The organism is Martinezella lusitana (assembly GCF_900094565.1).
In the GTDB taxonomy this organism is placed as follows: Bacteria; Pseudomonadota; Alphaproteobacteria; order Rhizobiales; family Rhizobiaceae; genus Rhizobium; species Rhizobium lusitanum.
The window spans coordinates 288,307-301,744 of sequence record NZ_FMAF01000001.1; the positions used below are offsets into that span (position 1 = coordinate 288,307).

Sequence of the window (13,438 nt, forward strand, 5' to 3'; positions counted from 1 at the left end):
CTACAGTGGAATCATGGAAACGATAAGATTTTGCGTGAGATTCAAGGCTTTAGAACGTCCGCTGTGCGTTATGACCCAAGATGCTCATGCTTCACATCGGCACCTTCATCGTCACCTTGCGCGGACGCTGCCCGTTGCCCTGTACGAGAACGGTGATGACACAGCTATCGCCGGACGGCTGCGCGGAAAGGAGCTGCCCACCCGTCTTTTCAACGACAGCGGCCGCAGCCTCGCTGCAATCGCTGTTGGCGCGGGCCACCAGGGTCGACGTCGGCGCCGGCAAAACAGCCGAGCCGGCCAAGACGACCGCCGCTGCTGCTATGCTTAAAAATGAGGCCATGCTTCAGACTTCCCACAGGGACATTAACTTGAGCAAATATGTACCCAAACACGTCTGAATGGCAAATGAATGGGCTGTAATTTTCCGCTCGCAGGACGTGCAGCAAGCTAAAAATTGAATTTAACTATTTGAATCTATTATATGCGAAGTTCCAAAGCGGCGGCGGCGGCAGTTTATCGAATGCTATCGATGCCAATCTCCTATCCATGCTCATGTATCCGGTTGGCGGCAACATGCATAAATCCAAGACTCAGGCATTTTTAATCATTCTTGATTATCATTGCCTCATAAGCGCGTCATGATCGATCGCGCATGCTTGGCCAACCCAATCGGCCCTCAAGTGTTTTACGAACGTAAAACACCAAGTTTTCCTTGAGTCTTTTGAATCGGTTGAGGGCGCTTCTTCTGTGGAAGAGTCAGGAACCTTAGACATCGATTCAAGGACCTCTCGCAATGAATCCACTCGTCGACAATCCGATTCCGTTCGAGCGCTCAATCGCTTGAAATGACTGGCGATGGAAGCTCCCGCCAAGGCTTCGTTCAGAACGGTTCGCGGATCGCGACCGTCGTCTCGTAATCGGCGGCAATCCGCATTTCCCGCAGCGGGCGAACGCGATCGATGGAGCGCTGATAATTCGGATGCGCCTTGTAGGCGGCGAGCGCGGCCTCGTCATCGAATTCGCCATAGACGACGATATCGACTTCGGTGCCGAGCTGGTCGGTCTTTACATTCGTGCCGATCTCCAGCAGGCGCGCATGCGGGATGGCGGTCAGGATCGACAGGCCGGAGCGGACGTCCTCAAGATTGGCGCGATCGGGAACGGTGAAGAAGACGATATGACGGATCACGCGACGGCTCCCTGTGCGTGTGCGAAGGCACCGCGCGATATCATGCGCGCGGAATCAATTCAATGAATCGGCCGCTCACCCATGAAACCGTTTCGTCGCAGGCAACCAGTTTCCGCATCGCAGCCCGGCATGATATTGTCGTCCTTATGAAAGACGAGGATCTCATTGCCCTTGCTCTCGGGCTGCCGGAGACGGCAGAAAGCTCACATTTCGGAATCCGTGACTTTCGGGTGCGGAGCAAGATCTTCATGACTCTCCCAGGCCCCGATTTCTGCGTGGTCAAGCTGACGCCCGATCAGCAGCAGATGGCGCTGGCCACCTTGCCGCAGCATGTCGCGGCCGTGCCGGGTGGCTGGGGGCTCAAGGGATCGACGCGGCTTTTCCATCACGGCGCGGATCGTAAGGCGGTAAAGGCGCTCGTGCGTCGGGCATGGCGAAACGTGGCGCCGAAATCTATGGTTTTACCGGAGGTTTAGGCTCCATGTGGTCTTCCACGGTCAACGGCCAGTCGACGACATAGTCCTCGAAATCGTCGAGCGCGACGTCGTTCTCGCTGATCGTGCGTCCCCGCGCGGAGACGCCGGCGATATGGACCGTTTCCGGATCGCCAGATATCAACGGGTGCCACCAATAGAGGTCACGGCCTTCGTCGACGAGACGATAGGCGCAGGTGGGCGGCAGCCATGCCAGCTCTGGTACCTTTTCCGGCGTCAACTGCACGCAATCGGGCACGAAATCCCAGCGGTTCGGATAGCTGGTGCATTGACAGCTTTCGCCATCCATCAGCTTGCAGCGGACCGACGTGAAATAGACGTCGCCGCTATCCCAATCCTCCAGCTTGTTGAGACAACAGAGGCCGCAGCCGTCGCAAAGGCTTTCCCATTCCGGCGTGCTCATCTCCGCCAGCGCCTTGCTTTTCCAGAAAGGTATCTCGTCCATCCTCATCATCCTCGCCGCCCAGGCAGGAAATGCGGGCCGCGACATGCGTGTCTCTTGTTCTTTTCTCTAAATCAACCAATTATTCAATTCGCCACTCTATGAGATAATGGGCTTTGCGTGCGCCACAAGGAGACACGCAGCAGTATTGTGGTCGGGAAGTAGCGCGTGGAAGACCCATCCAATCCAGAAGACGGGCCGAAGACAGAGCCCGGGACGCAACAGGAGAGCGGGGCCGGAAAGCCGCCGCGCCGGAAACGCTATTTCTTTCTGCGTATCGATTCATGGATCGACTCCACCTTGTGGAATGCCGGTTTTCGGCTTGGCGAAGCCTGGGAAGATATCACGATTTTCTTCCGCCGTTTCCGCGTGCGCGGCTGGAAACGCATCGTTTTCGAACTGCTCGGCGAAGGCCTGACGCTCGGCGCGGCCGGCTCCGTCGTCATGCTGATGCTCGCCATGCCGGCTTTCGAGGCGACACAGGGCGACTGGCGCAATCGCGGCAACTTTGCCGTCACTTTCCTCGACCGCTACGGCAACGTCATCGGCCATCGCGGCATCATTCACGAGAATTCCGTTCCCGTAGACCAGCTGCCGGACTATTTCATCAAGGCGGTGCTGGCGACCGAGGACCGGCGTTTCTTCGACCATTTCGGCATCGACGTGATCGGCCTGTTCCGCGCAGTGACGGTCAATGCGCAGGCCGGCGGCGTCGTGCAGGGCGGCTCGACGCTGACGCAGCAGCTTGCCAAGAACATCTTCCTCAACAACGAACGCTCCATCGATCGCAAGATCAAGGAGGCCTTTCTAGCGATCTGGCTGGAAGCCAATCTCTCCAAGAAGGAGATCCTCAGCCTCTATCTCGACCGCACCTATATGGGCGGCGGCACTTTCGGCGCGGCCGCTGCGGCGCAATTCTATTTCGGCAAGAGCATCACCGACGTCAATCTGGCGGAGGCCGCGATGCTCGCTGGCCTGTTCAAGGCACCGGCGAAATATGCGCCGCATGTCAATCTGCCGGCCGCGCGCGCCCGTGCCAACGATGTGCTGTCCAACCTTGTGCAGAGCGGATTGATGACCGAGGGCCAGGTGATCGCCGCGCGGCGCAATCCCGCCTCCGTCGTCGACCGCGCCCAGATCGACTCTCCGGACTACTTCCTCGACTGGTCCTTCGATGAAGTGCAGCGGCTCGCCACGCGTTTTCCGGAACGCTCGCTGATCGTCCGCACGACTATCGACATGGGGCTGCAGAAGGCGGCGGAGGATTCGATCCAGTCCAGCCTGATGGAATATGGTGAGCGCTACCATGCCAAGCAGGGCGCCAGCGTTCTCATCGAAAGCGGCGGCGCGGTCCGCGCCATGGTCGGCGGCAGCGACTACGGCGAAAGCCAGTTCAACCGCGCGACCAAGGCGCTGCGCCAGCCAGGCTCCTCGTTCAAGATCTATACCTACTCCGTGGCGATGGAGAACGGCATGACGCCGACCTCCACCATCGTCGACGCACCGATCACCTGGGGCAACTGGAGCCCGCACAACTACGAGAACCGCTATGAAGGCAAGGTGACGCTGACGCAGGCGATCACGCAGTCGATCAACACGGTTCCGGTGCGTCTGGCCAAGGAGAAGTTCGGCATTCAGCCCATTCGCGACATGGCCAAGGCCTTGGGCGTGGAGACGCCGATCCGCAACGACAAGACCATTCCGATCGGCACATCGGAAGTGACCGTGCTCGACCAGGCCACGGCCTATGCGGTTTTTCCGGCCGATGGCATGCAGTCCCGGCGTCACGGCATCGAACAGATCACCGGCTATGACGGCAAGGTGATCTATGATTTCAGTCGCGACGAGCCGTCCGCCAAGCGCGTCCTCAGCGAAAAAGCCACCTCCTACATGAACCAGATGCTGACACAGGTTCCGGTGATCGGCACCGGCCGCAAGGCAGCGCTGGACAACGGCATCGTCATCGGCGGCAAGACCGGCACAACTCAAGCCTATCGCGACGCCTGGTTCATCGGCTTTACCGGCAACTATACCTGCGCCGTCTGGTTCGGCAACGACGACTATACCTCGACCAACAACATGACGGGCGGCACGCTGCCGGCCATGACCTTCAAGAAGATCATGGACTATGCGAACCAGGGGGTCGTGCTGAAACCAATTCCAGGCATCAGCAATCCATTCCCGGTGCAGAAACCGCAGACGGTGGCGGCCAAGAAACCGGCGGACACGACGGATGGCGGCCTGCCGCCGCTCGTGCGACCGCGCTCGCTGTCGGTGGATTCCACGAAGATCCTTCGCGATATCGGTGAAAGGCTGAAGACGGCTCCAGCGCTCGAAGCGCAGAAGTTGGCTGCTGCGGAGTAGCGGTCGTTCGGGGCAAGAGGAGCGAGATCCGCGATTGGCGGCCGCTCCTTTCGGCTTTCCACCGAAAAGATACAGGAAAACATCTGAACTCGACATCCCAGCTGCGGGAGCAAGCAACCCCGGCAGATGCTCGCATTCACGAGGCTCCTTCGCGCGTTTTTGCCTATCGGTGATATCGAACCAACGACGCCCGCCCTTCCCCCTACCTTCAGAATCAGGGATAAATCGACACTGATTTGTCACGAGGACGATCCCAGGGTGTTCCGAGTTCCCCTTCTTGTTGCGCTTTCACTGCTGATCGCCTTTGGCGGCGGGATCGTGTTCACGCTTTTTGCGCTGGATGTGACCTCCGGTTTCGGTGCGATCAAGCTGGGCGTCTGGCAGGCGTTTCCGGAAATGCAAACAGCCGAGGCAGATCCCTATGCCAAGTCGCATCGCGCCCGCGCGGGCCGACTGCTCTACGGCACGGCGGAGGGGTTGGTGTTCACCGCTTCCGACGATAGTGCCGGCGGGCGGCTGACGACAAGTTGCAGCTATCGCATCAGCGGCCAGACGCCGCCGGCGCGGCTCTGGACGCTTTTCATCGCTGGTAATGACGGCGAACCGCTGGCCGGGCCTGCGGGACGACCGTCGATGATCAATTCCTGGATCGTGCTGCGCAATCCGGATTCAAGCTTCGACATTGCCATTTCGCCCAACGCCCATGCAGGCAACTGGCTCGCGCTCCCCGCCGCCGGCAATTTTCGCTTGGTATGGACGCTGCTGGATTCGCCTGCGGCCAGCAATTCCGGGCTGATCGATCTGACCATGCCGAAACTCGAGAAGATCGGATGCGGCCATGTTTAGATTCGTTTTCGCTGTTCTGACCGGCCTATTCGGCGCAGCGCTGCTGCATCTCGTCATCATCCTGTCACTGCCGCATTTCTCGGATCGCGACGCCTACACCCGCGTGTCCGACGAAGGCGACGAAAACCATTTCTACATGCTCGACGACAAGGATGACGATGCGGGGCTTTCCAATACCGACCCCTATATCCGGACCGCCGTTTGCGCATTCGACATCGAAGACAAGCCGGTACACCTTACCGCCAAAGGCAAGGTGCCCTTCTGGTCGCTCGCCGTCTACGACGCGGCATCCAACGAGGTTTTCAGCATGAGTGACCGCACATCCGTCGGCGGGACGCTCGATTTGCTGCTGGCATCTCCCATACAGCTCACCGGCATCCGCAAGGCCCTACCGCCGTCCCTCGCGCAATCGATCCTCGTCGAAGTGCCGCGCACCCAGGGCTATGCGGTTCTGCATACGATGGCGCCGCAAGCCAGCTTCGACGATGCGGCCCATGACTTCCTGTCGGAAGCCGGCTGTGACGAATTCAATGACAACTGAGAATGGGCCAGAACAAAGTCTGAGCCCATGGCTAGCGAGACAGGCGCTGCGATCTAAAGGCTGCGTACCGCGGCGAAGATGTGTTGTCGCGATGCCGATCCCACCGCGACAGTCCATATGATGGGCAGCTACTTGCTTTTCGCCCGCTTGCCCCCCGCCCCCGGGCGGTCGGTTACGGTGTCCAGATGCTCGTAGCGAACGCCGGTAAATAGCAATAGTTTTGCTTCCACCGGCTCCTTTTGAGCGCGTGGCGGCATTCGCGATCGCCGCTCCGAAAGAGATATGATCTTTGCCATTCTCGTCTCCATTTGCGTCTCGAGACGGATGAACTTGCGACTGATTTCACCCTGCCCGTCCTCAGAGCGGGCTAGCGCTTCTTCCAGTCCCAGCCTCATATTTTGGGCCAAGACGAAAGACATTCACGCCTTCTCACGGTATTTACTGGACACCGTGGCATGGGTACCGGTTGTGGCTCCCATGCTAACTTTATTGACGACCGCATTCTGCAAATCACTGCTTTTGACCGAATTCAGACACAGCGCGGTTAACAGAATGCTAATCATCATCGCATTTCACCCTAGGCACGAGTCGTCATACCCTCATAACGCTGTGAAGGCGGGATTAGTTTCACCAGCCGATAAAAAATCACCGGAATCGGCTTGGTTATGAAACCCTGCAATATCATATCCTTAAGTGAATCATCGGCGCCGCTGGCGAATAGGCAACCGACCATCGCGTTGCAAAAAAGCGTCACGCAAATATTATTTGCGCTCACAGAAAATTAACGTATTGTCAAAGCGAAAACTGAGGGCGACGCAATGCATGCGACGGGCAATTCCGTCTTCTTACCTGAGGATGTCATGGTCCTGCGCGGGGCGCTCGATACATGGTGCACAGAGAAGCGGATCGATATCACAAGTGCTGAAGCCCAGCTCGCGGCCTCTGCGGCCATTGGCCTATTTCAGTCCGGCTACAATACCTCCGAAAAGCTGCTCGCCGCGCTGCGTGAGCAGAGAGGCATCTAGGCAACTTCTTCCCAATTAGACTGTGATCGAAGCGAAACGCGCGGCTTCAGACAAGCCTGCAATGCTTTATGGCGACATGCCAAGCCAAACCCCTATAGGTTGAGCCGTCACATCAATGCCTCGCTGCGAATGCGTTTTTGCAGCAGGGTGATCCCCCTCGGCTGCAGCTTATCCGGCATAAATCCGGCCGATATTCTCGCGCAAGCTTAACGCGCAATTTTTATTGGCATTTTAATAAAGTTTTCATCAACCATTAACCTTGCCGGCCTTAGTCTTCTGTAAAAGCCAGATAAGGACGACCGTGTCCAAACCCGTTTCGACAATCGCCGCCGAAGCCGTTCCCAACGGTAAAAGGGCGACCCGGCCCGGCCGGACAGAGGCGCGGTGGGGTACAGGTCCAACAATCCGGCTCCCAGCGTTTTTGTTCTGCGTATCAGTATGGGTGTTGGCGTGCGTGACCGGTTTCGAGACCTCGAAGAACCTGCGACAGTCCGCAAGAAGGACGTGGTTCTAATGGCGACGATCACCAGCTTCGAGGGCATGAACCATCCGTCGAAATCGGAACTTCGCCAGTTTGCAGAACTCTTCACCCCGGTTTTCCAGGCATCGTCCGAAGAGGCAAAGCGGCAGGCCGTTGCCGCCCTTTCCCAATGTCCGACAGTGCCTCAAGCCGTCGCCCTGTTCATCGGTTGCCAGCCGATCGCGATCGCCGCTCCGTTCCTCACCAGCTCGCAGGCGATCGATGACGACACCCTCATCACCATTGCCCGCACGCAAGGGGCAGCGCATGCGCGGGCAATCGTCCGCCGGCCGTCCCTATCTCCCAAGGTCATCGACGCGCTTGTCGGCCTGCACCAGGCCGAGCCCGATCGCGGCATAACGACAGCGGACGCCCCGGCGAGGGAAGCAACGCCGAAGACCGACCCGCTGGAATCCGAACGGCTGTCGCGCGAAGAAGCATTGCGCCAGCAAATCAAGCAGGCCGCTCGTCACCTGGCCCGCGACGATCAGGATCGCCTCGGTTTGCGCAGCCTCAGCGAAACGCAGGAAGCCCTGCTCGTACGTTTCGCGCGAGAACGCGATGCACTGCAGTTTGCCACCACATTGGCCGATGCGCTCTCCTCCAGCCGTTGGCTCACCGAGCGCATCATGATCGATACATCAGGCCAGCAGCTGGCGGTGACGCTGGTCAGCCTCGGCATGGGCCTCGCCGACGCCGTCTATTCGCTTGAGCGCTTCTATCCGCATCTTGCGGAGCGGCATGGCAGCGTCAGCCGCGCATGGCTGGTTCTGGATGGAATCGATACAGAGGAAAGCCAGGCAAGAGTGGATGCGTGGCGCCGCGCCGACAGCTATACTTATCTGCCACAGGACAATCCGGCCCCTCGCCCCGCCGAACCTCTCTTCGGCGCCAAGTCCGGTGCGATCCGGGAGCTGCGCGTGGTAGGCCGGCGATAGCGGCCGTCAATCCAGAGGGTTGGGACGTTGGTCGACGAGCGGGACGATATCAGCGATATCGTCGGTCTCCAGTTCGATGATCCATAGATCCGGATCGAATTTCAGCTCGCGATCGAGTGTCTGGCGAATCTCGGCGGCTTCCTTGCGATTGATGCGGATCTCGAACAGGCGGGCGCCGCTCTCCTCATCGTCAAAGAAGCTCTGCGGTGCCGGGGCATAGAGGGTCTCCGACCCGTCACGGAACCGTTGGCGGATGAAGATCGCTCCGGCCTGCTCCTCGCCCTTCCGCTCGACGGCGGCAAAATCGCCCCGAGCGAACAGACGTCGGGTCAAGGCGGACACAAAAATGTCGCTGCGCAATCTCATGGCCGAGCTATAACGAGAAGCGGCCGGCGAAGCAATTGAACGCACGCGCTAAAGCGCGCCGATATCCTGCAGCTTCTTCAGGACGGCGATGTTCGGCTCGCCGGTTTCCGGCAGGCGATAATGCTTCTGGAACCGGCGGATGGCGGCCTTGGTCTGCTCGCCGGCGACGCCATCGACGCTGACGTTGCTGTAGGCGATGTTGCTCAGACCCTTCTGGATCTGCATCACCATGTTGACCTTGTCGACCGCATCGCTCGGCGTGGCCTTCGCAGCGACTGCGCCGGTCTTCATGTTTTTCTCGGCGTTCTGGATGGCGGCGGCAACCGGATCGATGGCTTGCGCGGTAGCCGACACATTGACGGGGCGCTCCGCAGGAACGGTAGCAACATTCGTCTTGCGGGCAGGCACAGCGCCGGCATTGGCCGCCTTCAGCGCGGCCAGGAGCTCGGGTGTGGGCGCGCCCGTCTGGGCCAGGCCGGACGCCTCCTGGAAAAACAGAATGGCAGCGGTCGTGCGGGATCCGGTAACGCCGTCGGCTGCGCCATCATAAAGACCATGGCGGATGAGTTCGGCCTGCACGTCGGCAACCAGCTTCGATGGCGTGGCGGCCGGCGCTTGCCCGGCGGTCGGGCTCGCCGCCTGGCCCGCCGCGGCAGAAGGCGTGGAACCGGTTGTGGAAGCCTGTCGCTCGATGCGGAATGTCGTGACATTGCCGGCATCGGCCTGCTGCGCATGCAGGAACGACTTGCGGCCGGGGATCTGATAGGGAGCGCCAGGATCGCGGGTACGCAGCAAGGGCGACGGATGCGCGCCTGGCTGATACCAAAGCGCATTGGCGGTTACAAAGCCGAAAACCCCGAGGAAGAGAGCAACACCGCCCGCGATTGCCGGATGCCTGCCGACCGCACCGCCGACCAGACCGGCAAGAGCACCCGCGCCGCGCAGCCCAAGGCCGCCCAACGCGGCGCCGCCGCGCAGGCCGAGGCTGCCCACGGCAACCGCTCCACGAGAAGCGAAGCCGGGCTGCTTGCGCTTGCCCTTACCTCTTCCCTTAGGCGATTTTCGCTTTTGCGGGGCCATTCATCTCTTCCTCGTTTCGCCTTTCATTCGTCTCCATAGTATGTTTCAGGCGCGGCGGAAAATCGACGGGGCGATTGGCATCCACAGACTGTTGTGTCGTCAAGGCGGCCGAACCGTCGAACGGAATAAGGATTGTGATCACCGTGCCCTCGCCTGGTGCGCTGGCGATCGAGAAGCTTCCGCCGTGCAACGCCACCAGTCCCTTGACCAGCGACAGGCCGAGGCCGGTGCCGGCGTAGCGGCGCGTATAATCGTTCTGGATCTGCACGAAAGGCTGCCCGAGCGAGGCCAGCCGCTCGCTTGCGATGCCGATCCCGGTATCGCCGACCGAGAGCTTCAGCATCCCGTCCGCCAATGCCGCATCGACGGTGACGGCGCCGCCCGCATCGGTGAACTTGATCGCATTGCCGACGAGATTGATCAGAATCTGCTGGAGAGCACGCTGGTCGGCGACGATCTCGCCGAGGCCGCGCTGAACGCGGCTCGTCAAGGTCAGCCCCTTTTCCTTCGCTTGCAGCGCCAGCATGGCTTCGCATGCGGCAATGGAGTCCTCGATCGGGAAGGGCTCAAGCATAAGCTCATAGCGCCCGGCCTCGATCTTGCTCATATCGAGCATGGTATTGACCACGGACAACAAGTGCGCGCCGGACTGGCGGATCAGGCCGACATATTCCCGCTGCCGATTGTTCGCCAGCTTGCCGAAATATTCGCCGCCGAGAATATCGGAGAAGCCGAGGATCGCATTGAGCGGCGTCCGCAACTCGTGGCTGACGGCGGCAAGGAAGCTTGACTTGGCGTCATTGGCCGATTGCGCCTCGGCGGTCTTGCGCGCGGCATCCTCGCGAAGCTGCTTATCCTGCGAGATATCCCGCAGCTGGCCGACGATCGTCGTCAATCGGCCTTCGCCGTCGCGTCGTGCCGTCAGCTCCATGCGGACATGGACGAACTGCTCATCCCCGCCCATGACGGTCGAGCGTTCCAGGCGCAGGTCTACGCCGAATGCATCGCGGCCCTGACGCAGCACATCGACCGCCTGCAGAAAAAGGATCCGGTCCGAAACATGAATCTGTTCGATGAAGCCGCGACCGGTCGGGTCCCGCATCCAGCTCAGGAATTCCGCGCGATCGCGGCCGCCAACCGTAGTCACATTGCCTTGTGGATCGAGCAGTAGGACGAGCCCGAAAGCGGCTTCGAGCATCAAGTCATGATGCTCGACGATGACCGCCTCGGTGGTTTGGGAATTAGGTCTCTGGCGCGACAGCGCGATGCTGCCGACGGCCGAAAACAGGAAAGCGGCGCAAACGGTGGCGACGCCTGCGGGCAGTGCCACGGCCGGGCTTGTGACAAATGAAAGCCCGATCGGAACCGCAAAGAGAGCCACGGATGAGGCAAGCGCAAGCCGGCGCAGGATCGCCAGTTCCTGCCCACGGACTTCGCTATTCCCGTTCGTCCGGGAGAGCCAGCTTCCGCCTACCCGGTCTACGAAGGCTCCAGCCCCGACAGTCATGTTACTCAATACGCGCACACTACAACCCGTCAAAACGGTCACTTATTGGACCTCACAATAGGCTCTGGCGACTTAAGGAAAGAATAAAGGAAAGCCCCGCCGGTCGGCCGAAAAAGCTCCAAAATCCCGTTTTGGCGCAGAATGCGGGACCTTTGTTTTTTGTGGTTAACAGCGGGTAAGCAACGGATTTTATTTAGATTTCCGTCGTGCGTTAACTTTTGCGACAGGGCCTGTGGCCGCAAAGCCCTGCATATCAGGCGGATAGGGCGAGACATGCTTAACAGCAATCGCTACAATTTGATCTAAATGCGGTTCGAATTCGGAAAGCTAAAATTTGAATCAAATTAGCCGAAAATGCCGAGGAGTTTTGAAAAGTGATGTTGTCCTCTGCCGGATAGGGTTCGAGCCACATCGGACAGACAAGTCCGAATCGGCGACCGAGCCGGATGACAGAGAAAGTGGGCAAGGAAATGTGGTTTCTCATTAGAACAGGGTTCTGGTTCTCGCTGGTTCTCATGTTCCTGCCGATCTTCGCGAAGCCCGAGGGCGACCCCCGCCCGGCGGGAGAGCCGACCGTGCAGGTCTCCGACGCGCTTTCGGCCGCCACAGGCGTCGTCCAATATGTCGGCGCGATGTGCTCCGAGAAGCCGGATGTCTGCATGAAGGGCGGTGAAACACTGACGGCCCTCGGTTATCAGGCCCGCGACGGCGCACGCGTCGCCTACGACATGCTCGGGCGCCACTTCAAGGATCAGTCTTCAAATTCTTCCGTCAACACTGCGGCAGCGCGCGTGAGCCCCGAACAGGTCGCCGCCACGACGCAACCGATGCCCGTCAAGCGCGTCATCGGCACCGAAACCGCCGACGTGTTGATCACCGGCACGGTCAAGCTGCCCTCTTCCGTGCCGCTGCCGATGCCGCGTCCGCGAACCTGACGCCTTTTCTTTGGCCCACCTTGCGCGCCGCAGTCTCGATAGGCCAGCGGCGTTCTTTTTATCCGCGGGTTCAAATCGCCCGTCGTTTCGCCTATATCCAAAGTCGATGGACAAATTGGATCGATATGATGGCAACGCTTGACAAGATCATCGAGGACTTTTCCTTCCTGGACGACTGGGAGGATCGCTACCGCTACGTGATCGAGCTCGGCAAGGCGCTGCCTGATCTACCGGAAGATAAACGGACGCTGGAAAATAAGGTGCAGGGCTGCGCCAGTCAGGTCTGGCTCGTGACGCATGCGTCCGGCGACCCTGAAAATCCGGTCCTGACGTTCGAGGGAGATTCCGACGCACATATCGTGCGCGGGCTGGTGGCGATCGTGCTTGCCATTTATTCCGGCAAACCGGCGTCCGAAATTGCCGCGCTCGATGCGCTCGATGTCTTCGGCAAGATCGACCTCGTCGAACATCTCTCCTCGCAGCGCGCCAATGGACTGCGCTCCATGATCAAGCGCATCCGCGAAGAAGCCCGCGTGAGAGCCGCAGCATAGGCCCGGCTGGCGTCACGATGATAGACAAAACCCGGCTCGCAAGCCGGGTTTTTCTGCAGACTAGCTAGGGCGGTTACGCGTCTCACGGAATCGCCCAACCGCCCTACGTGATTGTTATTGCGCAATTCCGGACGGAAAACCGCTACACACTTTTCCTGAAATCGCTCCTGGGCGCTTAACGAGTGCCGCGCTTGCGACGCTGGCCGAGACCCATTTCCTTCGCAAGCCGTGAACGTGCTTCCGCGTAGGCTGGCGCCACCATCGGGTAGTCAGCCGCCAGATCCCATTTCTCGCGATATTCTTCAGGCGAGAGACCATGATGGGTCATCAGGTGACGCTTCAGCGACTTGAAGCTGCCGCCGCATTCCAAACAAGTGATTTGATCATCCTGTACAGATTTGCGAACGGATACGGCCGGCTTCTGCTTTTCAACCACGGTAACGGCAGGAGCCGGAGCCGAGGTGCTGCTCAAGGCGGAATGTACGTCGGAAATCAGATTCGGAAGGTCGCTGACCGGGACGACATGGTTGCTGACATAAGCCGCGACTATATCGGCTGTCAGCTCAACCAGTAACTCGTGCCCATTGCCAAGGGCCGTATCTGTCATTTTGTTCTCCTGTTCATCGGCTTGCCTGCTGGC

The 13,438-nt window shown here is 59.6% G+C and carries 16 protein-coding genes; 8 read left to right on the forward strand and 8 right to left on the reverse strand.

What is annotated here, in order from left to right; all coding sequences use genetic code 11:
- Positions 1–91: 91 nt before the first annotated feature.
- Positions 92–340 (reverse strand): hypothetical protein, encoded by a 249-nt coding sequence (locus GA0061101_RS01305; protein ID WP_034507944.1) that lies wholly within the window; start codon positions 338–340, stop codon positions 92–94.
- Positions 341–880: 540 nt separating this feature from the next.
- Positions 881–1,189, reverse strand: a complete 309-nt coding sequence (locus GA0061101_RS01310; RefSeq protein ID WP_047559738.1) for a Dabb family protein — start codon at positions 1,187–1,189, stop codon at positions 881–883.
- A 146-nt stretch (positions 1,190–1,335) separates the two neighbouring features.
- Between GA0061101_RS01310 and GA0061101_RS01315 the strand changes: the two genes are divergently transcribed.
- Positions 1,336–1,665 carry an MmcQ/YjbR family DNA-binding protein gene (locus GA0061101_RS01315; RefSeq protein WP_092573010.1) on the forward strand — a complete coding sequence of 110 codons (330 nt, stop codon included), beginning with the start codon at positions 1,336–1,338 and terminating at the stop codon, positions 1,663–1,665.
- Here GA0061101_RS01315 and GA0061101_RS01320 read toward each other — a convergent pair.
- Complete coding sequence (locus tag GA0061101_RS01320; protein ID WP_037193748.1) at positions 1,643–2,128, reverse strand: YcgN family cysteine cluster protein; 486 nt, start codon at positions 2,126–2,128, stop codon at positions 1,643–1,645. The two genes, GA0061101_RS01315 and GA0061101_RS01320, sit on opposite strands and share 23 nt — an antisense overlap.
- Positions 2,129–2,293: 165 nt before the next feature.
- On the opposite strand from GA0061101_RS01320, the gene GA0061101_RS01325 reads away from it, so the two are divergent.
- The 3 genes from GA0061101_RS01325 to GA0061101_RS01335 all read left to right on the forward strand — a co-directional run bounded on the left by GA0061101_RS01325 (position 2,294) and on the right by GA0061101_RS01335 (position 5,876).
- Entirely contained in the window at positions 2,294–4,489 is a 2,196-nt protein-coding gene (locus GA0061101_RS01325; protein WP_037193747.1) for a transglycosylase domain-containing protein, read from the forward strand.
- Positions 4,490–4,747: 258 nt separating this feature from the next.
- Positions 4,748–5,335, forward strand: coding sequence for a DUF1214 domain-containing protein (locus tag GA0061101_RS01330; RefSeq protein ID WP_092573011.1), 588 nt, complete (start codon positions 4,748–4,750; stop codon positions 5,333–5,335).
- Positions 5,328–5,876, forward strand: coding sequence for a DUF1254 domain-containing protein (locus GA0061101_RS01335; RefSeq protein WP_047559734.1), 549 nt, complete (start codon positions 5,328–5,330; stop codon positions 5,874–5,876). Before GA0061101_RS01330 ends, GA0061101_RS01335 begins: the two co-directional genes overlap by 8 nt.
- A gap of 128 nt (positions 5,877–6,004) precedes the next feature.
- Here the strand turns inward: GA0061101_RS01335 and GA0061101_RS39250 are convergent, their stop codons facing one another.
- The gene (locus GA0061101_RS39250; protein WP_167669520.1) at positions 6,005–6,172 is read right to left on the reverse strand and encodes a hypothetical protein; all 168 of its coding nucleotides are present in this window, start codon (positions 6,170–6,172) and stop codon (positions 6,005–6,007) included.
- 522 nt (positions 6,173–6,694) lie between these two features.
- Between GA0061101_RS39250 and GA0061101_RS01345 the strand changes: the two genes are divergently transcribed.
- Positions 6,695–6,901 (forward strand): hypothetical protein, encoded by a 207-nt coding sequence (locus tag GA0061101_RS01345; protein ID WP_037193743.1) that lies wholly within the window; start codon positions 6,695–6,697, stop codon positions 6,899–6,901.
- Positions 6,902–7,351: 450 nt separating this feature from the next.
- Positions 7,352–8,359, forward strand: coding sequence for a DUF2336 domain-containing protein (locus tag GA0061101_RS01350; protein WP_245297420.1), 1,008 nt, complete (start codon positions 7,352–7,354; stop codon positions 8,357–8,359).
- Between the two features lie 6 nt (positions 8,360–8,365).
- Here GA0061101_RS01350 and GA0061101_RS01355 read toward each other — a convergent pair whose 3' ends face one another.
- The 3 genes from GA0061101_RS01355 to GA0061101_RS01365 are packed head-to-tail and all read right to left on the reverse strand — an operon-like array spanning position 8,366 to position 11,312.
- The gene (locus GA0061101_RS01355) at positions 8,366–8,725 is read right to left on the reverse strand and encodes a DUF1491 family protein (protein ID WP_092573012.1); all 360 of its coding nucleotides are present in this window, start codon (positions 8,723–8,725) and stop codon (positions 8,366–8,368) included.
- 48 nt (positions 8,726–8,773) lie between these two features.
- On the reverse strand, positions 8,774–9,805 hold the full coding sequence (locus tag GA0061101_RS01360; RefSeq protein ID WP_092572863.1) for a peptidoglycan-binding domain-containing protein: 1,032 nt from the start codon (positions 9,803–9,805) through the stop codon (positions 8,774–8,776).
- The gene (locus tag GA0061101_RS01365; RefSeq protein WP_208864987.1) at positions 9,777–11,312 is read right to left on the reverse strand and encodes a sensor histidine kinase; all 1,536 of its coding nucleotides are present in this window, start codon (positions 11,310–11,312) and stop codon (positions 9,777–9,779) included. The genes GA0061101_RS01360 and GA0061101_RS01365 overlap by 29 nt, the downstream gene beginning before the upstream one ends.
- Before the next feature lie 446 nt (positions 11,313–11,758).
- On the opposite strand from GA0061101_RS01365, the gene GA0061101_RS01370 reads away from it, so the two are divergent.
- Together GA0061101_RS01370 and GA0061101_RS01375 are read left to right on the forward strand one after the other, a co-directional pair.
- On the forward strand, positions 11,759–12,247 hold the full coding sequence (locus GA0061101_RS01370) for a DUF5330 domain-containing protein (RefSeq protein WP_318283960.1): 489 nt from the start codon (positions 11,759–11,761) through the stop codon (positions 12,245–12,247).
- A gap of 128 nt (positions 12,248–12,375) precedes the next feature.
- A complete protein-coding gene (locus GA0061101_RS01375) occupies positions 12,376–12,798 on the forward strand; it encodes a SufE family protein (protein ID WP_037194376.1) in 423 nt (140 codons plus the stop codon).
- A 175-nt stretch (positions 12,799–12,973) separates the two neighbouring features.
- Here the strand turns inward: GA0061101_RS01375 and GA0061101_RS01380 are convergent, their stop codons facing one another.
- Positions 12,974–13,405 (reverse strand): Ros/MucR family transcriptional regulator, encoded by a 432-nt coding sequence (locus tag GA0061101_RS01380; RefSeq protein WP_034507962.1) that lies wholly within the window; start codon positions 13,403–13,405, stop codon positions 12,974–12,976.
- Positions 13,406–13,438 lie beyond the last annotated feature (33 nt).